This is a genomic window from Dyella humicola (genome assembly GCF_026283945.1).
Classification (GTDB): Bacteria; Pseudomonadota; Gammaproteobacteria; order Xanthomonadales; family Rhodanobacteraceae; genus Dyella; species Dyella humicola.
This window is the reverse complement of sequence record NZ_JAPDPC010000001.1, coordinates 1,092,605-1,116,030: the sequence shown is the minus strand read 5'-3', so window position 1 is coordinate 1,116,030 and position 23,426 is coordinate 1,092,605. Positions and strand designations below refer to the sequence as shown.

Genomic DNA, 23,426 nt, shown 5'->3' with positions numbered 1-23,426 from the left:
ACCCCCCTGCGCGCCGCTTCGGCCGGCGACAGGCCTGGCCGGCAGTGTGCCTCCACGGATGCCTCGCGCCAAGCACGACACGGCCAATTCGTGCGGCAGGACAAACTCAAGGGCCTGTTCACGCCATCCGCATGGCACGCACCATGCCGATCGAGAACAGGCCCCAGGCCTGACGTCACGTGCAAGCCGGCTCGCGGATGCGCAAGTGCTTGATCCGGCTCGGCCGTTCGGGTGGCGGGCACCCACTCGGGCGCGTAAACTACGCGGTTCGGCGCCCTCTCCTGCGGCCCATAGAAATAACGGTACCGAAGCCCATGACCGGCAAGCTTTTCATCAAAACCCACGGCTGCCAGATGAACGAGTACGACTCGGCCAAGATGGCCGATGTACTCAAGGCCTCGCACGGCCTGGAATTGACCCAGGACGAGTCCGAGGCGGACGTGATCCTGATCAATACCTGTTCGATCCGCGAGAAGGCCCAGGAAAAGGTGTTCAGCCAACTGGGTCGCTGGAAAGAACATAAGCAGGGCGGCAAGCCGGTGCTGATCGGCGTGGGCGGCTGCGTGGCTTCGCAGGAAGGCCAGGACATCATCAAACGCGCGCCGTACGTCGACCTGGTGTTCGGACCGCAGACCTTGCACCGCCTGCCGCAGTTGATCGAGGCCCAGCGCGCCAGCGGCAAACCCCAGGTGGACATCAGCTTCCCGGAGATCGAGAAGTTCGACCGCTTGCCCGAGCCGCGCGCCGAAGGCCCCACCGCGTTCGTCTCCATCATGGAAGGTTGCTCCAAGTACTGCTCCTACTGCGTGGTGCCCTACACCCGCGGCGAAGAGATCAGCCGCCCGTTCGACGACGTGATCGTCGAAGTGGCGCAGCTGGCCGCGCAGGGCGTTCGCGAAGTGAACCTGTTGGGCCAGAACGTCAACGCCTATCGGGGCCCTACGCATGACGGCGGCATCGCCGACCTCGCCGTACTGATTCATGCCATCGCGCAAATCGAAGGCATCGGCCGCATCCGCTTCACGACTTCGCATCCGCTGGAGTTCTCCGACTCGCTGATCGAGGCCTACGCCAACGTGCCGCAGCTGGCGAACTTCCTGCATCTTCCTGTGCAGGCCGGTTCGGACCGCATCCTCACCGCGATGAAGCGCGGTTACACGGCGCTGGAGTTCAAGCAGAAGATCCGCAAGCTGCGCGCCGTGCGCCCGGACATCTGCGTCTCTTCGGACTTCATCGTCGGCTTCCCCGGCGAGACGGACGACGATTTTGAAAAGACCATGAAGCTGATCGACGACATCGGCTTCGACCAGAGCTTCTCCTTTATCTTCTCTTCGCGCCCAGGCACGCCAGCCGCCAACCTCGCGGACGACACGCCGTCGGACGTGAAGCACACGCGCCTCGCCCGGCTGCAGGCCACGCTCAACGAAAACGCCCGCAAGATCAACGAGGCGATGGTCGGCACGGTGCAACGCGTGTTGGTGGAAAAGCCGAGTCGCAGGGACCCCAACGAGTTAAGCGGTCGCACCGAGAACATGCGCTATGTAAATTTCCCCGGCAGCGCACGCATGATCGGCCAGTTCGTCGACGTGGTGATTACCGAAGCCATGAGCAACTCGCTGCGCGGTCGCGTGAAACTCGCTAACGACACCATCGCCCTGGCATCGTGACTGCGCCGCTCTCGGTTCGCGAAATCGGCGCAGACGAATTTGCGCTGGTGTGGCCTCTGTTCCGCAGTATCGTGGTGGCCGGCGATACTTATAGCTACCCGCCGGACCTGACGTTCGAACAGGCGCGCGACTGGTGGACCACGCCACCCAGCCAGTGCTTCGTCGCCGAGCGCGGCCGCCTGGTGCTCGGCTGCTACATGCTCAAGCCGAACCAGCCCGGCCTCGGTGACCATGTCGCCAACGCCGGCTACATGGTGTCGCCCGCCGCACGAGGCCAAGGCGTCGCCTCGGCCATGTGCGAACATTCGATGACGCAGGCCCGCGACGCCGGCTTCACCGCCATGCAGTTCAACTTTGTAGTCTCCACCAACACCGCCGCGGTGCGCCTATGGCAGCGCCACGGTTTCCGCATCGTCGGACAGGTGCCGGGCGCTTTCCGCCACGTGGCGCATGGCCCGACCGATGTCTACGTGATGCACCGACATCTGTAACGCACACTTCTTATGACCAACGGCCTCAATCAACGCGACTTCTCCCTCGATCCGGAAGACAACGCCAGGCTTGCGAATCTCTGTGGTCCGTTCGACGAACACCTGCGCCAGATCGAATTGCGCCTCGGCGTGGAGATCGGCCATCGTGGCAACCTGTTCCAGGTGATCGGCGAAGACGATGCGGCACGTGCCACCGAAAAAGTGATGCGCGCGCTCTATAACGTCACCGAACGCGAGTCGCTCAACGGCGCCAAGATCAATCTGCACCTCGCCGAATCCGGTATCGACGCCATCATCAATGATGCCGCCGAAAGCGCGCAGGAAGTGAACATCAAGGTGAAGCGCGGCTTCATCAAGGGACGCGGCCCGAACCAGGCGCGTTACCTGCACGCCATCACCACGCACGACATCAGCTTTGGCGTCGGCCCGGCCGGTACCGGCAAGACCTATCTTGCGGTGGCCAGTGCGGTGGAGGCGCTGGAAGCCAATCGCGTACAGCGCCTGTTGCTGGTACGCCCCGCGGTGGAAGCCGGCGAGAAGCTGGGCTTCCTGCCTGGCGACCTCAGCCAGAAGGTCGACCCGTACCTGCGCCCGCTGTATGACGCGTTATACGAGATGCTCGGCTTCGAAAAGGTGGCCAAGCTGATCGAGCGCAACGTGATCGAGATCGCGCCGCTCGCCTATATGCGCGGTCGCACACTGAATGACTCTTACGTGATTCTCGACGAAGCGCAGAACACCACGGTCGAGCAGATGAAGATGTTCCTCACGCGCATCGGCTTTGGTTCGGTGGCGGTCATCACCGGGGACGTCAGCCAGATCGACCTGCCCCGCAGCGTACGCTCGGGCCTGCGCCACGCCGTCGAAGTGCTGCGCGGCGTGGAAGGCATCAGCTTCACGTTCTTTACCTCGCGCGATGTGGTGCGCCACCCCCTGGTGGCGAAGATCGTGCGCGCTTATGAAGCGTTCGAGCAGGCGTCCGAGGATCAGTCCAAATGAGCGGTCCAACGCTGACTCTTGCTGTCGGCTACGGGGCGCGCCGGCTGGGTGTGCCCGCGCCATCCAGCTTTCGTCGCTGGACGGAAGCCGCCCTTCGCGGCGCCAAGCGCCGCAAGGCCACCGAACTATCCATTCGCATCGTTGACACCGACGAAGGCCGCACGCTCAATCGCGAGTATCGCGGCCGGGATTACGCCACCAACGTGCTGTCCTTCCCCGTCGAACTGCCACCCGGCGTCACCCTGCCGCTGATCGGCGACATGGCCATCTGCGCCCCCGTCGTCGCCCGCGAGGCCGCCGAACAGGGCAAGGCCGCCCGCGACCACTGGGCCCATATGACGGTCCACGGCGTGCTGCACCTGCTGGGCTACGACCATATTGAGGACGCCGAAGCCGAGGCGATGGAAGCGTTGGAGACACGCATCCTGGCCGGGCTGGGCATTGCCAATCCCTACGAAGCCTGATGCCGTTCCTCCTCTCCCCCCGGGGAGAGGGCCGAGGTGAGGGGCGGGTGCTCGCGGGAAAGCTTCAACAAAGCGGCCTAGAACCGGCCCCGTCGCAAGACCGCCCCTAACCCTCCCCTAGCTCCCCAGGGGGAAGGGAATAGCCGAAGGGCCAGCGCTCTGAATCGTCACGAATTTTCCGCTAGACTGATGTTTCCGCCCGACCATGGGCTGCATCCGCAAGAGTAATGAACGAGGACCCTGGCAGTACCAGCGGCCCGGCTCACCGCAAGTGGTGGGATCGACTGGGCCACATGTTTTCTGGCGAACCGCGCAATCGGAAGGAGCTCATCGACGAGCTGCGCGCCGCCCAGGCCAACGGCCTGATGTCCAACGACACCCTGACCATGGTCGAGGGTGCCATCAAGGTCACCGAGCTGAGCGTGGACGATGCCATGGTCCCGCGCACCCAGATCGTGATGCTTTCCGCCGAGGCCCCGTTGCGCGAGATCCTCGACACCGTCGTGGAATCGGGCCACTCCCGCTTCCCCGTTCACGGCGAAGACAAGGACGACATCCTTGGCATCCTGTTGGCCAAGGATCTGCTGAAGTTTGTCGGCAACGGCGACCATTTCGACATCGGCAGCGTGCTGCGACCTGCCTCGCTGATTCCCGAATCGATGCGCCTGAACGTGCTGCTGGCGGAGTTTCGCCATACGCGCAACCACATGGCGCTGGTGGTGGACGAGTACGGCGGCGTCGCCGGCCTCATCACCATCGAGGACGTGCTCGAGCAGATCGTCGGCGAAATCGACGATGAGCACGACGACGAGGAAGAACCCACGCTCATGCACGAGCAATCCGGCGGTGGCTGGATCGTCAGCGCGCTGACGCCGATTGCTGATTTCAACGAGCAGACCGGCGCCCAATTCTCCGACGAGGAATTCGATACCGTGGGCGGCATGTGTACGTCCGAGTTTGGCCATCTGCCCGAAGTCGGCGAGGAGATCGCCATCGGCGACTATCTTTTCCACGTCACCGAAGCAGACGACCGACGCGTGCAAGCGTTCCGCGTTGTCCGGCGCCCGGAGGCGTGAGCGTGCGTTCATTGGCCAGGATGCCGGCGTCGGCGACGCCTCAAGCACTTCATCGATTCGTGGCCGGCGTCGCGTTACTGCTGTGCTGCCTGCTGGGCTGGTCGCCCCCTGCGTGGGCGGGTGTCGCCGACGCACCGGGCGCCAACCTCGAAGTGTCGTTGATCACCTACGGTCCCGGCGAAACGTACTGGGAACGCTTCGGCCACGACGCGATTGAACTGCGTGACAACGTCAGCGGTGAAGCCGTCTCATTCAATTACGGCGTGTTCGACTTCGATGAACGCGGCTTCCTGTTCAACTTCGCACGCGGCCGCATGCACTACCTGATGGATGCTGCACCGTCCGACGTCGACCAGCACTACTACGTCGACGTAGGCCGCTCGGTAACGCGCCAGAGACTCGCGTTCACGCCGGCCCAGGCCGCCGACTTGCGCGACTTCCTGTTGTGGAACCTGCGCCCGGAAAACGTGCGCTACGAGTACGACTACTACGCCGACAACTGCACGACCCGCGTGCGCGATGCGCTGGACAAAGCGCTGGGTGGCACGCTGAGACCGCAGCTCGAAGCGCGCGCCGGCAACATGACTTTTCGACAGCAGACCGCGCGCCTGATGAGTCAGCAGGCGTGGCTGATGCTGATCCTCGACCTGGGCCTTGGCCCCTACGCGGATCAGCCGCTCAACGCCTCGCAGGAGAGCTTCCTGCCGATGGTGCTGCAGACCAGCTTGCGCCAGGTGAAAGTTCCCGATGGCCAGGGCGGCATGCGCCCCTTGGTGATGGACGAGCAGGTGCTCTCGCCGAATCGGCTCGCCCCGCCGCCTGACAGCGCACCGGATCTGCGCCTGCCGCTGGCGCTGGCCGGCTTGATCTTCGCCGCGCTGCTCGTGCTGGCCCGACGCTACGCACCGACCGTGTATGCACTGCTCGGTTCGCTCTATCTGGTGCTTGCCGGTTTCGTGGGCATCGCGCTGTTGATACTGTGGACGCTGACCACACACCACTCGGCCTGGGCCAACGCCAACCTGCTGCTGTTCAATCCGCTGGCCCTTCTACTGCTGCGCGCCATTTGGCGCTCACGTCGCGGCGCGCAAACATCTCGATTTACCGATAGCCTGATCGTGCTGCAGTTGCTGGCCGTGCTCGCCGCCGTCCTGATGCACCTGCTACCCGGCGTGGTGCAACAGAATCAACCGTGGTTGCTGTTTGCTCTGCCGTGCTGGCTGGCGCTGGCGTGGACACTTCGCCAACGCCGTCGCTAACCAGCGAAAGGACTGGCCTCAGCGAATCGCCGCTGTGTCACCGTTCGCTCGCCGGGCGGCGACATCCGTCAGACCCATCCGCCGTTCCATTTCAGGCCCAAGTGATCTGGCAAAGCTCGCCGTCAAGTGCTGGGCATCCCGAAAGACGACTTCCCCCTTTAACTCCGCACTGCAGCGTCCTAGAGGGCAGATCAGATCGTTTAGGTCGATGGTTTGTACATTCGCGAATTGGGCGCCCGCCTGTTGCAACGACTGGAACACCTGCTGCTCATGATCATCGGACGCAGGGGCGTCGCACACCAGCAATGAACTTAGCCACGCGGGACGCCCCATATGATCTGCCAAACAATTGGGGCCATCGAAGGGCAGATGTGGCGTACTGCGCATGATGTAGATGTGATCGGACGCAGCGCTGATAGCACCGAGCACACGCACGGTTCCGTCCTTCCATTGCGCCTGCGTGAATCCGTCCGTCGACACCGTACCAAGCACGACCACGTCCGGTCTCATCGTCGCAACTTGCTTAAGGGCTTGGCTACGCCATGTGGAACACTCGGTGTACTCACGCCCAATTCGTTCGTAGAAGAACGGCTCGTCCACCATAGGGCACGAAGACTTGGTCAACACGACAAGACGCCAATCCGGACGATCAAAGATCCGGGCGAGCGCCGGAAACCACTGGCCGGCGATGCTGTCACCCATCAAGACGGCCGTATGCGTTGCGTGTTCGGGACCAAAGTTACACAAGCGTACTTGATCGCTGCGATACCAGTCGTCGCAACCTTTGTTGTAAATAGCCGGCGCATCGACGCGGGCCTTCGCATAACGCTGCAACTCCGGGCTCTCCATGCGGGCCGACGCCGTGGTGAACCATTGCATCGCCAACAGGTTGATCAACACCATGACGATGACCGATCCGAACAAGGTGACTCGCCGCTGATTCAGCCAGTAGGTCTGATGGCGAATCGGCGATTCGACATACCGATAAGAGAGTACGGCGAGACCCAGCGAAATGAGGATCTCGGTAGCGCGAGCCCAGGGGCTAAGGGAACCAGTGATTGCCTGACCGAGCAACAGCACAGGCCGGTGCCACAGATACCATGCATACGACACCCGCCCAAGCGCCTGCAGCGGCTGCCATGCGAGCAGCCTCGATACGCCTTGTGGGGCGCCGCCAAAACCTGCCGCCACAATGGCCGCCGCCCCGATGGTGGGAAACAGCGCTCGCCATCCCGGGTAGGGCATGGTGGCGTTGAACACGAACCCGACGCCCACTACCAAAACCAATCCCAACCACCCCGCCCAATAACGGACGGTAGCCGCAGGACCGAATGCACTCGGAGCAACGCCATCGCGCGCCTTTGGCCGGAAGTAAAGCCAGACCAGCGCACCGGCGGCAAATTCCCAGGCGCGCATAGGCATCATGTAGAACGCCAATTGGGGGAAGCCCGGTGTGAGTACCAGGCAGGCCGCGAAGCTGAGCAGCGCGACCCCGACCATCACCACCTTCAGGCGAGCAATGCGCCCTATTCCCTGGTTGCGACCAAGCGTCAACAGTAATAGCGCGGGCCACAGCAGATAGAACTGCTCCTCCACCCCAAGCGACCACGTATGCAGAAACAGATTGCTGTCCGCGCCCGCGGCAAAGTAATCCAGCTGCGCGAGCGCGAAATGAACGTTGCTTAGCCACAGGGTAGCCATCGCGGCGGCTCTTGCCTGCGCGAGCTGCTCTCCGGGAGCCAGCACCACCGCGGCCACCAGGGATGTAGCCACGATCATGACGATCAGCGCAGGCATAAGTCGCCGCAAGCGCCGCAGATAAAAATCTGCGAAGCCCACACGGCCCGTGCCGGCGACTTCCTGCAGCAGCAGGCCCGTGATCAGGAAGCCGGAGAGTACGAAGAAGACGTCCACGCCGACATAGCCGCCAGCCAGCCACGGCACGCCGGCGTGCGCAGCCAACACGAGCAAGATCGCGACGGCACGAAGCCCCTCGATGTCGCCCCGATACCCCAATCGGTAATGACCTGTACTCATGGATTGCAACGCCCCCTACCCTCGAATGATGGATGATAGCGCCTGCGATCGTCCCCACACTCCTGCGGCATTTGCCAGGGCGAAATTGCCTTGAAGGTCGGAGAAAGGGCATCATGCCTTCCATGCCTTTGCCCAATCCGCTCACGCCGCCGGATAGCCCCCTCAGCAATTCGATGGTTGTCAATTGCGTGGCCTACCGCTTCGATGGCCAGCGCATTGGCGACATCAGCCTTGACGATATCAGTGAAGTAATGAAGGAGCCCGACACCTTTGTGTGGGTGGGCCTGCACGAGCCAGATGGAACCCTGCTCGACAAATTACAGGAAGAGTTCGATCTGCATGACTTGGCGATCGAGGACGCTCAGCACGCTCACCAGCGCACCAAAATCGAGACCTACGGCGACTCGCTTTTCGTCGTGGTGCAGACCGCACAGCTGGTGAGTGGCCATCTCGCCTTCGGCGAGACTCATGTATTCCTGGGTGCGCGCTACCTGGTCACCGTGCGCCATGGCGCCTCGCTTTCCTATGCACCAGCGCGCCGCAACTGTGAGCATTCACCCAAGCTGCTCGCGCTAGGCCCCAGCTATGGCCTGTATGGCGTGCTCGACTTTATCGTCGACAACCTGCTGCCGATCGTGAAGGACTTTCGCGAGGAACTGCATGAGCTGGAAAAGGACATCTTTTCCGACACCTTCAAGCGCAGCACGATCAGGCGGCTGTATGACATGCAGCACGACCTGATGACGCTTAGGCTTGCCGTAGCCCCCATGCAGGACATCATCAGCCAGCTCGTGCGCCTGCACCCGCAATTGATTCCGGACGAACTTCGCGCGTATTTCCGCGACGTCTACGATCATGTGTTCCGCGTCAACGAATCCATCAGCGCCATGCGCGAGATGCTCGCCGCCGCCATCAATGTGAACCTCTCGCTGGTGACGTTCGGCCAGAACGAGGTGATGAAGAAGCTCGCCGGCTGGGCCGCCATGCTCGCCGCCCCCACCCTGCTCACCAGTTGGTACGGCATGAACTTCACGCATATGCCCGAACTCAACCAGCCATGGGCATACCCCGTGCTGATTGTCCTGGTCATTGGGCTGGTTGTCTCAATCTACGCCGGACTCAAGCGCGCTCGCTGGTTCTAGGCCCTGATAATCACCTAACATCAGGCTCTCAGGGGGCATCTTGGGTGTGCCGCACGCTCCACTATTAGTGGTGGGCACGCCAAGGGCCGGGTCGAACGGCACGCATAGTCACGCCAGAAGCGTCGGAAAAATGCAAAAAAAGCTGATCTACTGCATCGCAAGCGTCGTGATTGCCGTGATTGCGATCGCCTACTGGCCGGTCATACACGCAGACTTTGTCTGGGACGATTGGCCGAATTTCCACGACCAGCCCTGGCTCACTCAGGGGGACCAGTGGAAGCACTACATCTTTCGAGACTTCAACGCCTGGACGCTTTACTTCAGACCCCTAGCGGTCGCGTTCTTTACGCTTCAGGTACGGCTATTTGATAGCACGCCTGGTCCAATGCATGCCGTTTCGTTAGGGCTGCACCTGATTGTTACGCTCCTGGTTGGCCTACTTTCATGGCGTTGCGGCAAGACAGTCACAAGCGACATCAAGCGGCTGACATGGGTGACGGCAGGCTGCATGCTGTTCTACGGTCTGCATCCGGTGCTGATTGAGCCAATCGCATGGGTCGGCTGCCAGGCCGAGCTCATTGCAACCATGTTGTTGTTGCTCGGCCTGCTCACCACCGCATACGTTCGAAGTGATATCACTCGGGCGGTCGCTCTCACGGCGATCTTCTTTCTGGCGGCTTGCACCAAGGAATCCGCCGTCGCATTCCCATTATTGATCGTCGTATTCGACTGGGCGCTGTTCGCGAGCAAGCAAGGCGAGAGCACGCTGACAGCGATTCGCACCCTGCTCCGTCGAAATTGGCTAGCGTATGCGGGAATGCTTTTCGCCGGCTTCGTCTACTTGGCCGCCCGCCACTGGGCACTTGGGGCCATCGAGAACCCCTTCGGAGGCAGCTCCGCCTCGCTGCTCGCCCGTCTGCAGGAAATCTGCTTTCTTTATCTGCGCTATTGGAAGATGTTTTTTTGGCCCATCGCCGGGATGAGCCCAATTCATCCTGTCGATGCCCGGCAGTTCGGCTTCGTTACCTTGTCATCCCTGCTGACCACCACCGTGGCCCTTGCCGTGGTCGTCGCAGGTTTCTACTCAGCGATTAAGCGCAGGTCGCCGTTAGGGTGCATCGTCATGGCGACGACCGTCGCACTGCTGCCCGTGCTCCATATCGCCTCGCAAGCCTTCGAGCTCAGCCTCTACCATGAGCGCTATGCAATGACTGCTCTTGCCGTCATCTGCTCCATGCTGCCTCTGCTACGAGCTCCACACATCATTGAGACTCACGTCTTGCAGCAGCGACTGGCCCTCCCACTACTAACAACGGGCTTTCTCTTCTGGCTGATGTTCTCCATCGTCGATATCCGCGTCTTCGTGCCAATGTGGAAGAACGACACGAGTTTGTGGCGATGGGCGATGGCCATCAACCCACAATCTTGGCAAGCCAAGGAAAACTTGCTGAATGCGTACATCAAGAGTGGCGACAACAATGAGGCCCACGAACTGGGGGATCGGTTGCTGGCCGACCCCTATCCTTGCGTAAAGTGCATGCTAAAAATTGCCGAATTGAGCGTCGACGACCGAGACCCAGGGCGAGCGGATACCGCATTGGCAAGGGCCAGTCGGTCGCCCTTGCTCCTAATGGACAATGGCTTGCTGCACACCTATTACCTCACGACCGGCCGAATGCTGATCCTGCAGGGTCAACTGCAAGACGCCGAGCAAGCCCTTCGCAAAGCCGTGTCGCTGGATCCGCTCGATCCACAGTCGCAGACTGCGCTGGCCACGGCGCTCACGCTTAAAGGCAAGCAAGAACAGACGTCTCAATAGAAGGTTTGTGACGGCCATTGAGGCATGCGGAAAAACAAACGGCGGCCCTAGGCCGCCGTTTGATTATTACCGAGATCCCTCAGTTCCGAGCGGGCGTTGGGGCGTCTTTGGCCGTCCACTGCTTCAGCCAAGCATTCACCGTCTCGTGCCACTGCACGCTGTTCTGCGGCTTTAGCACCCAATGATTCTCGTCCGGGAAGTGCAGCAACTGGCTCGGAATGCCGCGACGCTGCAGCGCAGTGAACGCACCCAGGCCCTGCGTATCGGGAATGCGGAAATCCTTGGCTGAGTGGACCACCAACATCGGTACGCGCCAGTCCTTGACGTGATTGACCGGATTGAACTTCTCGTAGTTCTCTGGGTGTTCGAACTGGGTGCCGCTGTTCTCCCGCTCTTCGAACCACAGCTCCTCGGTGTCGTAGTACATGGCACGTGCATCGAACACACCGTCGTGATCGACCAGGCACTTCCACGGCTCGTTCCACACGCCGGCCATCCAATAGATCATGTAGCCGCCGTAGCTGGCGCCCAGGGCGCAGGCGCGGTCGCCATCGAGGAAGCTGTATTTGGCCAGTGCAGCCTTCCAACCGGCCTTGAGATCTTCCAGCGGCTTGCCGCCCCAGTCACCCGAGATGGAATCGGTGAAGGCCTTGCCGTAACCGGTGGAACCATGGAAGTTGATGGTGACTACGGCGAAACCCTGGCCGGCATAGGTCTGCGGATTCCAGCGATAGCTCCAGCCGTTGCTCATCGCACCCTGCGGGCCGCCATGAATGATGAAGGCCACCGGATACTTCTTGCCGGGCTTGTAGTCGGCCGGCTTCACCACGTAGCCCTGCACCGTCTCGTTGTTCCAACCCTTGAACGTGAAGAACTCGGGCTCTCCCATCTTCGCGTTCTTCAGGCGCTCGGCGTTGTAGCGCGTCACCTGCTTGAGGCCTTTGCCCTGAAGGTCGGCCACATAGAGGTCGGCAGAACGCTTGAGGTCATCGCGCTGAATCAGCAAACGTGACTTGCCCAGCGAATAGCCGCCCACATCGCCATCGGTGACGACCGTACTGACCTTGCCCGTGGCGACATCAACAGCGAACAGCGGGTGCTGGCCGTTATCGTCGGCGGTCGTATAGAGCGTCTTGCCGTCGCTGGAAATCTGCAGGCCGCCGGCGGAACGATCCCAGTTCGGGGCCACTTCGCGTTTCTGGCCGGTGGCCAGATCGAGCGCCATGATGCCGAAGCGATCCGATTCCGACACGGGCGTCTTCATCGCGAGGTAGTACAGCGTCTTGCCGTCTGGCGACGGAACCGGAGCAGCATCCCACGCCAGGTTGGCGGCAGTGAGATTGCGCGGCGCGGCCGAGCCATCGGCCGGCACGCTATAGACATCGAAGTTGGTCGACCACGGCTCGCTCTTGCCGGCGATACGGGCGTCGAAATACACCGTCTTGCCATCCGGCGAGAAGCTGAACTCGCCCTCGTCGCCAAACGGCTTGCTCGGCACGTCGCCGTCGATGCCCCGGGTCAGCAGTACCGGCTGCTCGTTGGCGTTGTCCAGGTCGGTGATGAACAGCTGCGCGCGACGGCCGTCGGCCCAGGTATCCCAGTGACGGACGAATAGCTTGTCGTAGACTGTGCCCGACGCCTTGTCGGCGGCACGGCCGCCCAGACGCTCCTTGGTGCAGGCCAAATCGGCACAGTCGGTAAACACACCGAGCGTGAGCAGTGCCTTCTTGCCGTCCGGCGACAGCTTGTAACCATCGACGTCGATCGGCACATGGGTGACCTGTACGGCCTGCGCATCAGTGGCCTTGCCCAGCGGGTGGCGCCACAGCTGCGCCACGCCATCCTTCGGCGCCACGTAATAGATCGCGCTGCCATCCGGCGCCCAGCGCGGCGACGAAGCATTGTCGACCAGCTTGACCGGCGGGCTATTGTTTTCGAGGTCGAGCAGGTAGATCGAGGTGACGCCCTTGTTGGCCGCATAGTCGGTGGCGCGCACGGTATAAAGCGCCAAGCGGCCATCCGGCGACAGCTGCGGATCGCCAACGCGGTCCATCATCACCAGATCGCGGATATTGAATGGGTGCGGGCCATGGCTCTCGACCTCGGCCGCCATGGCGGAAGTGCCGGCCAACGCGAGCGCCAGCGCGAAAAACAAGGGTTTCATCGAGGGTTTCCCTGGGTGTCACGAAAACCTTGACGGTAAGTGGCGGCGAGGCGGAGCGCAAGCGCGCTTCTTGGCCTTGACTCCTGCCCCTGCTCGCAGGGGGGCTAGGAGCGGGCAAGCTCCTCTGCCAGCCCGACTTCCCCGCTTCCCTCCGCGCCGCGAAAAGGGACTCCTTTCGGTGCAGGTGAGAGAGAAAAGGCGCCGCCCTGCTCGGCCCCGCTTTGTGCCCAGCCGACGCACCGCATGACGAACACCATCGCGATCGCCACCAGATTGGTCATTCGGACAAACACGTCGAGTTGATTGGCCACCCGAAGTGCCTGTATGCCTGCTTCTTCACCGAGATGCAGGAGCGCTTCTCGCTCTAAGGCATGAAGGCGCTGCTGGCGATTTACCTGATGATGAAGCGATGGATGAAAGGGCTTTAGTAGCCGGGACGCGTGATATGCATCACGGATTGTGGCAAAGGCACGCCGGATCGCAATCTTTTGCGCATTGATACACTCTCTTGGTACAGAACCTGCTCTCTCCTCCCCGACAAACTCAGGGGGAGTCTGCCGTGTCCCGCCCGCATTCAAGCGCCGGCTTTACGCTTATCGAATTGATGATCGTTGTGGCGATCATCGCCATCCTCGCTGCTATCGCCCTTCCGCAATACCAAACGTATGTGGCGCGGTCGCAAACGACGGCCGGGCTGGCTGAGATCAGCCCTGGGCGCACAGCTTACGAAACTCTGGTCAACCAGGGCGTCACGAACGGCGGCACTTTTGCCAATGTCGACAATTTGGGCCTTCAGGCAAGCACGCCGCGCTGCAGCCAAATCACGTCGACGGTGACGCCCATTGGAGCGGGCAGCATTAAGTGCAAGTTGGCAGGAAATACGGCTATCCAAGGACGCACCATCGAACTGGATCGCAGTCCATCAGGCGCGTGGTCCTGCTCGTCGACCGTTGCCCCGGAATACCTCCCAGCCAGCTGCCTCTAAGGCGAAAGAGAGGTCGCAAGGTGACCAAAAACGTCACGACGTGACCATGAATGTCCTCCAGGCGACTCAGTTCCCCAACTCAGCGGGATCGGCTACTCAATACCAGCAAGACAATTACCCGCCCGGCTTGTTGCTTAGTGCCAACACCTGCACAATCCAGCCACCTGCCCACGGGCAGGGACCTGCCGGAAGCAGTGGTGGCATACAAGATGCTGCTATCTGCCACGAGTTTCCTGGTCGTTCCACGGTAATTGTGGGGGACCGGATCCGCCTAGGGGGTACGGGACCGGGGCTCAGGGGCACAATCCAAGGTTAGCTAACCAAAACAGAGGAACCACCATGAAGAACGTACAGAAGGGCTTTACCCTGATCGAACTGATGATCGTGGTTGCGATCATCGCGATCCTGGCCGCTATCGCCATTCCGCAGTACCAGACCTATGTGATCCGCTCGCAGGTCACGCGTGTGATCGGTGAGGCCGGTGACCTGAAGGTGGCTGTGGAAGATTGCATCAATAACGGTGCCACTACTTTTGGCACTCCGGCCAGTTGCGTCGACACCAGCACGTCGTCGGACCTTCAGGCTGCCCCGGGGCATCCGGTGGTCACCGGCTGGACCGCGAACCCCATCATCACGGCTACTTTTGGCCAGCACGCAAATGCCAAGTTGATTGCCACTACCGGGACGGTCGTCTGGACCCGCACCCAGAGCGGCTCCTGGGTCTGCACCACGCCGGCCGTGCCGGTGGCGTATGCTCCGGCCAGCTGCCCGCAGTAATAGCGGCAATCGGCTGCACTGGGCTCAAGCCTGCAACTTGCCAAGGGCCGCCGTATGGCGGCCCTTGTCTTTTATATCCACTGCCGATCACCTGCCCGGCGAAGATCCCCATCCATGACCTCTGCATCCTGTGCGTCCTTGCGTCGTATCCTGCCAGCGCTGGGCCTGCTGGCCCTAGTCGCGCTGGCGTTCTGGCCGGCGCTCCATGGTGGATTCATCTTCGACGACTACCCCATCTTTGCTGAGAACCCCGCGATTCGTGTTACCAGCTGGCACTGGCATGAATGGCAGCGGGTCCTGACGTGGTCGCACATCAACATCGAACGGCCGATAGCGATGTTGAGCTATGCCGTTAACTTCGCGCTGGGCGGGAGCACCTGGGGCTTCAAGGCCACCAACCTTGCGCTTCATCTATTCAATACTGTTCTCTTGACGCTATTAACGCGCCGCCTGCTGCTCGCTGGCTGGGCGTCTGCGAACAACACCGATGCGGAGCGCCAGCATCGCGTCACAGGTTACTGGGCCATTGGCATCGCAACGCTATGGGCCGTCCATCCGCTGCAAGTTTCCGCCGTTATGTACGTGGTGCAGCGCATGGAGTTGCTGGGTTTCGCATTCGTACTCCTGGCGCTGCTTGCGTATTGGCGTGCGCGCCAACAGCAAATGGAAGGACAACGCGCCTGGCCATGGCTCGCCTTATGCGGCGCTCTAACGTTGATCGGCTACTACGCCAAGGAAACCGCCGTACTGGTGCCTGGCTACACCCTGCTGCTGGAGCTGACGCTGCTGCACTTTGCCGCGAACAAGCCCAGTACCCGGCGCGCCTGGAAAATCGCGTACGTCGCCGGAGGCTCGCTGGCCGCTCTGATCTTTGCGTTCTATCTGCTCCCGCACTACACCACGCAAACGGCCTATGCAGCTCGCAACTACAACGCATGGCAGCGCGAACTGACTCAGCTGCGCGCGCTCCCGCTGTACCTTGGCTGGATCCTGTTACCCCTGCCAAGCCTGCTGCATTTTTATTATGACAACTACCCCGCTTCGCGGGATCTGCTACACCCAATCACGACGCTGTATGGCGGCCTGCTGCTGCTCGGCCTTGCCGTTATCTCTGTGGCATTGCGTCGACGCAGACCGCTGCTTGCACTCGGCATCGCCTGGTTCTTTGTGGCTCACAGCCTGACCAGCGCCCCGCTTCCGCTGGAGCTGGTATTCGAGCATCGCAATTACCCCGCGCTCTTCGGCGTCTTGCTGGCCCTGGCTGATCTAATGTGGCTCGCTACGCGCCGCATGGACCAGCGCGTTGTCGTGTTGATTGCAGGCATCCTCCTTGTGAACATCGGCTTGCTGACCTTTGTCCGCTCTTCGATTTGGGGGGATCGTTTGCTGCTGCCGCAAACACTCGCCGACGACAATCCGGGCTCCGCGCGCGCCGCCTATGATCTGGCCCGGCGCTACATGTTCATGGCACACAACAATCCCGATACCCCACTTTACTCACTCGCCATCAAGGAACTGAAGCGAGCGACCACCTTGCCCAGCGCTACGCCCATGGCGGAAGAGGCACTGCTGCTCGTGAATGCCGATCACCACGACCAACGAGACGTCGTGGCGCTATGGAGCAGCTTCCTGGATAAACTGCAGAACCGTCCATTAGGTCCCGATGCGTATCTCGTGTTAGACAAGCTGACGACCGAGCGTCTCAACGGAAAAACGGATATCGACGCACAGCAACTGGCACGCGCCTATGAGATCACGATCAAGCGCAACCCCACGAGAACCACTCTTCACTCGTCGTACGCCGAACTCGCCGGCGCTGTATTGCACGACCCGACTCTAGCTATTCAGCAGTGGCAACAAGCGCTGCGGTTTGAGAAGGATGTGGCTGGTTACTCCAAACAGCTCGCTGGCTATCTCTTGGAAAACCACCGGGAGCAGGAGGCGCTGGCGGTTATCGCCGAGGCCTGGCAGTTGCAGCCGGTACTACGTAACGATCCAACTTTGATGGCCATGCAGAGCGACGCTGAAAAGATGCAGTCCCATGGGGCGGCCGCGGCGCCACAGCAGCAAAGCCAAGGCTTAACGGACGGGCTGCGTTAGAGAAGGTCAGAACAAGTCGTCTTTCCGGCGGTTCTAACAGCTGAATGACGGGTCAAACTGGAGGCGCTTCATTTAAGCAAAGCGGGTCACCCTGTGTTTTCGGCGCCTTAAACGGCAATGGATCCCAGCTTGACCAGCCATTCGGCTGTTGAGAGCCGCTGAGATGACGGTAATGAAGTTCCTCTGACAACCTTTGGGAATACCCAGCCGCCATCCATCCGCAAGAGGTCGACGAGCACCCACGCTCCAGCCACCGCACGCAGCCCTATCTGAATCCATCCTTGCACCGAAGCTGCCCGAACTTGCGGCTAGACCAAGCCACCGAACGCGGTAAGCTGCCGCCATCTTATTCGATACCGATTCGATACCTTGGCGCCCGATTCCTCCTCGTCCCGCTGGGGCTGGTGCTTGCTCGCGCTGGTCCTTCTCGTTACCACCCTGGTCTATTGGCTGGGCCTTCATGGCGGCTGGCTGTTTGACGACTACCCGAACATCGTCGACAACAAAGGCGTCCAGCCTGAGGAGGCCAACGCCTCCTCGTTGATCAACGCCGCGTTTTCTTCGCCGTCTAGTGAGTTCAAGCGGCCAATCGCCTCGTTGAGCTTTGCGGCCAATTTCCTGCTGAGCGGCCTCGATCCTTTCTGGATGAAGCTGACGAATCTGCTCATCCACCTGATCAATGGCGTGCTGGTGTTCGTGCTGATCCGAGCGTTGTTGCAGTGCACAGGGCGCACGTCAGGGTTTGCAAATCCCCTGCGAAAGCAGTCCTCAACGGATACGCCAGCAGATCAAGACAACACTGAACCTAACTCGCGACCCACAATGCTGGCGCTGTGGATAACAGCGGCCTGGCTGTTGCTGCCGATCAATCTCACGGCAGTCCTTTATGTCGTGCAGCGCATGGAGAGCCTGGCCAACCTTTTTATCCTGCTGGGGCTGATCGGCTACGTCCAAGGCCGGCGCCGCATGCTTGGCGGCACGGATGGACAGTTGTTCTCTCGGGGATTCCTGCTATGTCTGGCAAGCCTCACGCTACCGACAGCCATTGGTACCATGGCCAAGGAAACGGCGGTGATGCTGCCGCTTTATGCCCTATTGGTGGAATGGTGCTTATTCGACTTCCGCGGCCCCGCGAGCGACTCGACATCTGGGCGCACCGGTGTGAAGGACCGCCGCCTCGTCACGATGTTCCTCATGATTCTGGTTTTGCCTTTATTGATTGGCCTTGGCTATTTGTTGCCGGGCCTGCTGCAGCCGAAGGCATGGTCGACCCGAGACTTCACCATGACAACGCGACTGCTAAGTGAAGCGCGCGTGGTGGTCGACTATATCCGCTGGACTATTTTCCCCACGGCACGTGGGCTGTCGTTCTATCACGACGACTTTGACGTATCGGATGGGCTGCTGACGCCGTGGACCACCATCGCGAGCATCGCCTGCCTGGTCGGCTTGAGCGTTGCTGCGATCTGGCTTCGTCGTCGACGCCCTCTTGCCGCCTTGGGAATTGCGCTCTTTCTCGCCAGCCATCTTTTGACGGGCACGATCCTGCCGCTGGAACTGATCTACGAACACCGCAATTACTTCGCCAGCCTCGGCCTCCTGCTCGCCGTCCTGCCCAGCATTGTTCCGCGCTCGATGACGCTTTCAGGATCGGGCGCCACCGTCGCCGGCAGCCCGGATGCCTTAGAACGGCGACACCTTGTAGGGCGACTCCGTCACGGGCTTTCTCTGTTGCCGTTGTTGCTGCTGATGGGCTGGTGGTTGTGGCTGACGACCATGACGGCTTACGCCTGGGGAGACCCGCTGCGCCTAGCCAGGGAACTGGCGACTCGAGCACCGGAATCGCCTCGCGCCCAATATGAGCTCGGCCGAACCTACATTATCTATTCGCGCTACGACCCCAACTCCGAATTCACGCGCCTTGCCTATGCGCCATTGGAACAAGCGGCCAGCCTCCCCAAGTCATCCATCCTTCCGCAGCAGGCGCTGATCTTTATGAATGCAAGGATGCATTTGCCCATCAAGGACACGTGGTGGGACAGCATGATCGCCAAATTAAGATCACGAAAACCTGGTGTGCAGGACGAAAGTTCGCTGATTGCCCTGGTGCATTGCATGCATGAAGCCCAGTGTGACCTGCCCAAGTCGCGTATGAGTGCGGCATTTCAGGCGGCGATATCTCATCCGGACCCGAGTGCGCGCATTCTTGCAGCCTATGGTGAGTTTGCCTGGAACGAGCTTTCCGATGCTGGCTTGGGCGAAAAAATGATGACAGCGGCAACCAAGGTCGCTCCCAGCGAAGCGGCCTACAGGATTACGCTGTTTCACATGTACGTTTCGGAAAAGAAGTTTGACGAGGCCAGACGGCAGCTGGGCAACTTGCAGGATCTCAATATGGGCGGCTATCTGGACAAGGAGCTTGCCGGGCTCCGGGATCTGTTACCGTCTTCCGACAACTCCAACTGACTGCACACGATGGGGCAACTCGCTCGCCAAAGCCTGCAAACCTCGGCCCTGCTCGCCCTGCGCGTCGCCACCCAGACAGCGATGCTGATCCTGCTCACTCGTCTGCTTCCACCCACCATCTATGGCAACCTGACCGCCGCGATGGCGCTGGCCGTTGTTATGGGCCTGCTCCCCAGTCTTGGCTCAGGTTACGTGATGCTTTCGGCCACGGCGCGCAAGGGTGATGCGGCATCGGATATCTGGCGCTATGCATGGCCACTCACGCTTTTGCTCGGCTGCGCGCTTTTGCTGGTCTATCTCCTGTGCGGTGGCCTGATAACGGACCGTGGTCTGCTGTCTTTGAACACGCTCTGGTGGATAGGCGCCACTGAACTTCTGATTACGCCCTTCATCACCCTGCTTAGCTTCACCTTGCAAGCGAGTGAGCGCGTCCCCCTCAGCCAGTTCGTGCAGTGGCTTCCGCTGGGACTGCGCCTGCTTGCCATCGCACCATGCTTTGCGGTCGACGACGAGGATCGCCTCGCCACCTACGCGATCCTACAGTTCGCGACATCCGTCGTTAGCCTAGTGATCAGTTATCACTTAACGCGACGCTATGTGCGTCTTCACTGGGACCCGCGCATCGCCACGGCGGACGAGCTGAAGACCGGCGCATCCTATGCGGCAATGCAACTGGTCGCCGCCAATCCGACCGAGTTGGACAAGGCCATCGCCGTGCGCGCTGTAGGTGCCCATGATGCAGGCATCTATGCGGCAACATCACGGATCATGGGAGCCATGGTGACGCCGGTCATTGCGCTGCTGCTGTCGGCCCAGCCACGACTCTTCAGACATGCGCACAAGCCAGACAAGCAAGGTAAAAGGCTGATTGGACTGATCGCCCTGCTGGCCTTCGGCTGGGGCATATTCAGCAGCGTCGCATTGGCTGTCTGCAGCCCTTTACTACCCGTCATTCTCGGGCCTACCTACGCCGCTACAGCCCGCCTTCTGCCCTGGGTGGCGATTACCGCCCCTTTCCTTGCGCTAAGGCTGTCGGCCGGAACCGTGCTGGTCGCCCTCGGGCACCCGCGCGAGCGCATCGCCTTTGAAATCGCCGGCGTACTTCTGCTTGCGTCAGGCATGGTTGTCTTGCCCCACTTCCTTGGCGTGGGAGGGCTGATTGCCGCCGTCATCATGGCGGAGGCGGTGATGGCAGCATCCGGCTGGTGGCTCGTGCGCAAGCACAATGCCTGACGTCTGCGTTTGCATTCGGCAGCAAAGCTACCGAATGCGCAGCAAGGGCCGTTAATTCAAGCCACTTTGCGCCGATAAACGAGAAAGACGGTCGGGATGCCTCGATTGAATGCTACCGGTGCGGGCAACGCTTCCTCGACTTCCTTCATGCGCTCGAACTCCGGATGCAACCGCGCGATGTCTTCGCTGACTGCGCGATGGCGTACATGGCGGAAATTGCGCCCGGAGACAAGCACATTACTGGAATAGACGATGACAAAGCGCTTGCCTGCTGAAAAGAGGCTTCGCAAGTGTTCGTGGTAGGTCGCGTCCTCCACCAGGTGGTAGATGACGTCGAGCGACAGCGCCAAGTCAGCCGACTCGCCATGGTAGTCAGTCAATACCTGGAACCGTTTGGAGAGGTCACCATTAAAGCGCTTGCGACATTGCTCGATGGCTTCTGAGCTGACATCGATGCCCAGATAGCTCGGGTACTTGGCGAGCTCCAGCTGCCGACCATCACCGCAGCCCAGCTCGATGAGGCTTTCAACGCCCTGAGCCGCCACGAAATCATTCAGGATCTTTGCCTTGTAATGGGCGGCAGGCCCTTCCGATCCAACACCGGAGTCCCCGCCCAAACGATAACGCTGGGTCCAGTAGTGGCGTGATCCCCCGAAGGAGAAAAGAGGTGCCCAGCGGGCCCATGCCTTGGTGAAGTTATTGGACATCGGTCAACAGTCTCAGGATTTTGGGCAGGGAGGGCTTGGGGCACGTCGTCATCAGATACGCACGCTCGCTAACGCCGTAGCCGATAGATCAAGGTTGGCATGATGGGCAGGAGACGTGACAGCAACGGATCGGGCAAGTCGGCAATGGCCCGAACTGCGGGAGCCGCGGAATTCTCCAGCGTAAGGATCACCCGCAGCGCCTGCAAACAGATGTTTTCAAAGCCAAGGGCTGCCGCCGTAAGCAATCGCTCTACACCGCGCATGGTCAGCGGTTCGCAATCATAGACACCACCCGCCTTGAAACACCTGAGATAACGGGACCGCCATCGTTTGGGCAGCCAACTCAGGAATGGCACGCGGTAGTGCGGCTCGACCACCATCCAGCGGTTAGGTACAGCCAGGTAACCTCTGCCGCCCGGCTTCAATACTCGCCTAAGTTCGCGAAGGTGCAGTAGCTGACTGGACTCGTCGCCGACGTGCTCGATCACATGATTGCTGATCACCACATCGAAAGTTTCATCAGCGAATGGCAACAAGCAGCCCTCGATCAATTGGAAGTCGTATCCATCTTTCAATTGCCGATTGTCGATCACATCGACTGCTGAAACGCTCCACTGTCGGGAGGTGCTGTGGGCGAAATAATGAGCTATGCCGCCACTGCCTGTGCCTACTTCAAGCAAGCTGCCACGGGAGCGCTCCTCATCCAGGCCAAGAAGCACTTCAATCTTGCGCGCCTTGAGTGCCCGCAGCGGCATATTCGTATCGACATGAGGCTGTCGCTCGATGGGATGGCTCATGCGCTTCGCGAACCCTCTATGGTCAGGCTACTGAAGAGCTCCGCGTAGCCTTTCGCCACCGACGTCCAGGAAAATCGTTCGTAAATGCTTGCACGCAAGGCGACCGCCTGCTGCCTTGCCGACTCAGGATCATCCAGGACTCGGATGATGGCCTTGGCGAGGGCCGGGCTATCACGCTGGGGAACGATGCATTCCTGCACATCGCCGATCAGGTCGTGAACTGCGGGTACGTCGCCCACGATGACTGGACACTGGCAACCGATGGCCTCCGCAACGACCAACCCCAAACCTTCCTGATCGCCTCCTGACGCCTGGACAAACGGCGCCACAAAGGCCGTCGCGGACCTGTAGTAGCCCGGAAGATCCGACTGGGGAACGGCTCCGACAAATCGCACTGATGAATCAAGACCAAGATGTTTTACTCGGTCCTTCAAACGATCACCTTCAGGCCCAAAACCCACAATGTCCAGGCGTGCGCCGGGGTGGCTGGCAACAATCTCAGGCATTGCCTCGATGAGGTAGATCAGCCCCTTCTTCTCTACCAGGCGCCCCACGAACAGGAGGGTATGGGTCGACCCGAGGTCTTGCGTAGACACGCCGAATCGCTCATCCATATCCACGCCCATGGGCATGGTAAGCACCTGCGTGCCAGGGCACTCGCTTTGCAACCGTTGTCGCATCGCATCGCTTACCACGGTCACCGCCGCTGCGCGCTCCACCACTTTGGCACGCAGCCACTTGAACAGCTTGCCTTGCAGGGCAAACAGATCCGCACCATGTGACGTGACCACAAACGGCGTCACGCCAGCCCACGCCCCAATGACCCCCTGCGGGATAAGCCAGTGCGCGTGAACGACATCGGGTCGCCACCTGAGCTTCAACTTGAACAACGCAATCCATTGGCACGTGATGAAAGAGGGCACCAGGAGCCATTTCCAAGGATGCTGCCTGAGATTGGCGAGAATGCCTCCATCGTTGACCAGCGTCGCCCAACGGCCAGGCGCATAGCGGTACCGCAGCACCCGGACCCGTTCAAGACACTCCTCGCGGGCGGCGTTTGCTGCGCGTGGGCACAGGACCGTGACGTCGAACCGATCAGTGAGTCGCTTGGCCAGCTCGTGCACAAATCCAGGCTCTGGATCATCTGCCCACCGAGGATACGTCGAAGTCACAACGAGTAGCTTGGGCCGGCGCGCAGCAGCCTCGCCTCCGGATATGTCTCCCGGAGATCCGCCAACGCTCG

At 60.8% G+C, this 23,426-nt stretch carries 19 protein-coding genes; 13 read left to right on the top strand and 6 right to left on the bottom strand.

From position 1 onward, the window contains the following. Positions 1-314: 314 nt before the first annotated feature. The 6 genes from miaB (at position 315) to OUZ30_RS04775 (ending at position 5,956) form a co-directional block, all read left to right on the top strand. Positions 315-1,667 carry a tRNA (N6-isopentenyl adenosine(37)-C2)-methylthiotransferase MiaB gene (gene miaB, locus OUZ30_RS04800; RefSeq protein ID WP_266181046.1) on the top strand — a complete coding sequence of 451 codons (1,353 nt, stop codon included), beginning with the start codon at positions 315-317 and terminating at the stop codon, positions 1,665-1,667. Further along, on the top strand, positions 1,664-2,158 hold the full coding sequence (locus OUZ30_RS04795; protein WP_266181045.1) for a GNAT family N-acetyltransferase: 495 nt from the start codon (positions 1,664-1,666) through the stop codon (positions 2,156-2,158). Before miaB ends, OUZ30_RS04795 begins: the two co-directional genes overlap by 4 nt. 12 nt (positions 2,159-2,170) lie before the next feature. Then, positions 2,171-3,157: a PhoH family protein gene (locus OUZ30_RS04790; protein WP_266181044.1), complete on the top strand. Its 987-nt coding sequence runs from the start codon at positions 2,171-2,173 to the stop codon at positions 3,155-3,157. Then, a complete protein-coding gene (gene ybeY, locus OUZ30_RS04785; RefSeq protein WP_266181043.1) occupies positions 3,154-3,621 on the top strand; it encodes an rRNA maturation RNase YbeY in 468 nt (155 codons plus the stop codon). The genes OUZ30_RS04790 and ybeY overlap by 4 nt, the downstream gene beginning before the upstream one ends. A gap of 227 nt (positions 3,622-3,848) precedes the next feature. Further along, complete coding sequence (locus OUZ30_RS04780; protein WP_266181042.1) at positions 3,849-4,697, top strand: CorC family transporter; 849 nt, start codon at positions 3,849-3,851, stop codon at positions 4,695-4,697. Between the two features lie 20 nt (positions 4,698-4,717). Further along, on the top strand, positions 4,718-5,956 hold the full coding sequence (locus OUZ30_RS04775) for a lipoprotein N-acyltransferase Lnb domain-containing protein (protein WP_425601507.1): 1,239 nt from the start codon (positions 4,718-4,720) through the stop codon (positions 5,954-5,956). Between the two features lie 18 nt (positions 5,957-5,974). On the opposite strand, the gene OUZ30_RS04770 is transcribed toward OUZ30_RS04775, so the two are convergent. Then, positions 5,975-7,993: an acyltransferase family protein gene (locus OUZ30_RS04770; RefSeq protein ID WP_266181040.1), complete on the bottom strand. Its 2,019-nt coding sequence runs from the start codon at positions 7,991-7,993 to the stop codon at positions 5,975-5,977. Positions 7,994-8,106: 113 nt separating this feature from the next. Between OUZ30_RS04770 and OUZ30_RS04765 the strand changes: the two genes are divergently transcribed. Continuing rightward, positions 8,107-9,135 (top strand): magnesium and cobalt transport protein CorA, encoded by a 1,029-nt coding sequence (locus OUZ30_RS04765; protein ID WP_266181039.1) that lies wholly within the window; start codon positions 8,107-8,109, stop codon positions 9,133-9,135. Between the two features lie 130 nt (positions 9,136-9,265). Then, positions 9,266-10,954, top strand: coding sequence for a tetratricopeptide repeat protein (locus OUZ30_RS04760; RefSeq protein ID WP_266181038.1), 1,689 nt, complete (start codon positions 9,266-9,268; stop codon positions 10,952-10,954). Positions 10,955-11,033: 79 nt separating this feature from the next. Here OUZ30_RS04760 and OUZ30_RS04755 read toward each other — a convergent pair whose 3' ends face one another. Together OUZ30_RS04755 and OUZ30_RS04750 are read right to left on the bottom strand one after the other, a co-directional pair. Next, on the bottom strand, positions 11,034-13,118 hold the full coding sequence (locus OUZ30_RS04755) for a S9 family peptidase (RefSeq protein WP_266181037.1): 2,085 nt from the start codon (positions 13,116-13,118) through the stop codon (positions 11,034-11,036). Positions 13,119-13,222: 104 nt separating this feature from the next. Next, complete coding sequence (locus OUZ30_RS04750; protein WP_266183191.1) at positions 13,223-13,429, bottom strand: hypothetical protein; 207 nt, start codon at positions 13,427-13,429, stop codon at positions 13,223-13,225. 293 nt (positions 13,430-13,722) lie between these two features. On the opposite strand from OUZ30_RS04750, the gene OUZ30_RS04745 reads away from it, so the two are divergent. The 5 genes from OUZ30_RS04745 (at position 13,723) to OUZ30_RS04725 (ending at position 20,679) form a co-directional block, all read left to right on the top strand. Then, positions 13,723-14,103, top strand: a complete 381-nt coding sequence (locus tag OUZ30_RS04745) for a pilin (RefSeq protein WP_266183101.1) — start codon at positions 13,723-13,725, stop codon at positions 14,101-14,103. 339 nt (positions 14,104-14,442) lie between these two features. Continuing rightward, a complete protein-coding gene (locus OUZ30_RS04740; protein WP_266181036.1) occupies positions 14,443-14,880 on the top strand; it encodes a pilin in 438 nt (145 codons plus the stop codon). 114 nt (positions 14,881-14,994) lie between these two features. Continuing rightward, positions 14,995-16,980, top strand: a complete 1,986-nt coding sequence (locus OUZ30_RS04735) for a tetratricopeptide repeat protein (RefSeq protein WP_266181035.1) — start codon at positions 14,995-14,997, stop codon at positions 16,978-16,980. 408 nt (positions 16,981-17,388) lie between these two features. Next, positions 17,389-19,446, top strand: coding sequence for a hypothetical protein (locus OUZ30_RS04730; protein WP_266181034.1), 2,058 nt, complete (start codon positions 17,389-17,391; stop codon positions 19,444-19,446). An 81-nt stretch (positions 19,447-19,527) separates the two neighbouring features. After that, on the top strand, positions 19,528-20,679 hold the full coding sequence (locus OUZ30_RS04725; RefSeq protein WP_266181033.1) for a lipopolysaccharide biosynthesis protein: 1,152 nt from the start codon (positions 19,528-19,530) through the stop codon (positions 20,677-20,679). A 56-nt stretch (positions 20,680-20,735) separates the two neighbouring features. Here OUZ30_RS04725 and OUZ30_RS04720 read toward each other — a convergent pair whose 3' ends face one another. The 3 genes from OUZ30_RS04720 to OUZ30_RS04710 form a co-directional block, all read right to left on the bottom strand. Further along, complete coding sequence (locus OUZ30_RS04720) at positions 20,736-21,386, bottom strand: class I SAM-dependent methyltransferase (RefSeq protein ID WP_266181032.1); 651 nt, start codon at positions 21,384-21,386, stop codon at positions 20,736-20,738. A gap of 68 nt (positions 21,387-21,454) precedes the next feature. Continuing rightward, positions 21,455-22,183 carry a class I SAM-dependent methyltransferase gene (locus tag OUZ30_RS04715; protein WP_266181031.1) on the bottom strand — a complete coding sequence of 243 codons (729 nt, stop codon included), beginning with the start codon at positions 22,181-22,183 and terminating at the stop codon, positions 21,455-21,457. Then, positions 22,180-23,307 (bottom strand): glycosyltransferase, encoded by a 1,128-nt coding sequence (locus OUZ30_RS04710; protein WP_266181030.1) that lies wholly within the window; start codon positions 23,305-23,307, stop codon positions 22,180-22,182. The genes OUZ30_RS04715 and OUZ30_RS04710 overlap by 4 nt, the downstream gene beginning before the upstream one ends. Positions 23,308-23,426: the final 119 nt, after the last annotated feature.

What these genes read in the sequence shown, in the direction of transcription:
- OUZ30_RS04740 (WP_266181036.1), top strand. Translation starts at nt 14,443, where the DNA reads ATGAAGAACGTACAGAAGGGCTTTACCCTGATCGAACTGATGATCGTG.
- OUZ30_RS04715 (WP_266181031.1), bottom strand. Translation starts at nt 22,183, where the DNA reads ATGAGCCATCCCATCGAGCGACAGCCTCATGTCGATACGAATATGCCG.
- OUZ30_RS04790 (WP_266181044.1), top strand. Translation starts at nt 2,171, where the DNA reads ATGACCAACGGCCTCAATCAACGCGACTTCTCCCTCGATCCGGAAGAC.
- OUZ30_RS04765 (WP_266181039.1), top strand. Translation starts at nt 8,107, where the DNA reads ATGCCTTCCATGCCTTTGCCCAATCCGCTCACGCCGCCGGATAGCCCC.
- miaB (WP_266181046.1), top strand. Translation starts at nt 315, where the DNA reads ATGACCGGCAAGCTTTTCATCAAAACCCACGGCTGCCAGATGAACGAG.
- OUZ30_RS04725 (WP_266181033.1), top strand. Translation starts at nt 19,528, where the DNA reads ATGCTGATCCTGCTCACTCGTCTGCTTCCACCCACCATCTATGGCAAC.
- OUZ30_RS04760 (WP_266181038.1), top strand. Translation starts at nt 9,266, where the DNA reads ATGCAAAAAAAGCTGATCTACTGCATCGCAAGCGTCGTGATTGCCGTG.
- OUZ30_RS04775 (WP_425601507.1), top strand. Translation starts at nt 4,718, where the DNA reads ATGCCGGCGTCGGCGACGCCTCAAGCACTTCATCGATTCGTGGCCGGC.
- OUZ30_RS04735 (WP_266181035.1), top strand. Translation starts at nt 14,995, where the DNA reads ATGACCTCTGCATCCTGTGCGTCCTTGCGTCGTATCCTGCCAGCGCTG.
- ybeY (WP_266181043.1), top strand. Translation starts at nt 3,154, where the DNA reads ATGAGCGGTCCAACGCTGACTCTTGCTGTCGGCTACGGGGCGCGCCGG.
- OUZ30_RS04755 (WP_266181037.1), bottom strand. Translation starts at nt 13,118, where the DNA reads ATGAAACCCTTGTTTTTCGCGCTGGCGCTCGCGTTGGCCGGCACTTCC.
- OUZ30_RS04770 (WP_266181040.1), bottom strand. Translation starts at nt 7,993, where the DNA reads ATGAGTACAGGTCATTACCGATTGGGGTATCGGGGCGACATCGAGGGG.
- OUZ30_RS04745 (WP_266183101.1), top strand. Translation starts at nt 13,723, where the DNA reads ATGATCGTTGTGGCGATCATCGCCATCCTCGCTGCTATCGCCCTTCCG.
- OUZ30_RS04780 (WP_266181042.1), top strand. Translation starts at nt 3,849, where the DNA reads ATGAACGAGGACCCTGGCAGTACCAGCGGCCCGGCTCACCGCAAGTGG.
- OUZ30_RS04720 (WP_266181032.1), bottom strand. Translation starts at nt 21,386, where the DNA reads ATGTCCAATAACTTCACCAAGGCATGGGCCCGCTGGGCACCTCTTTTC.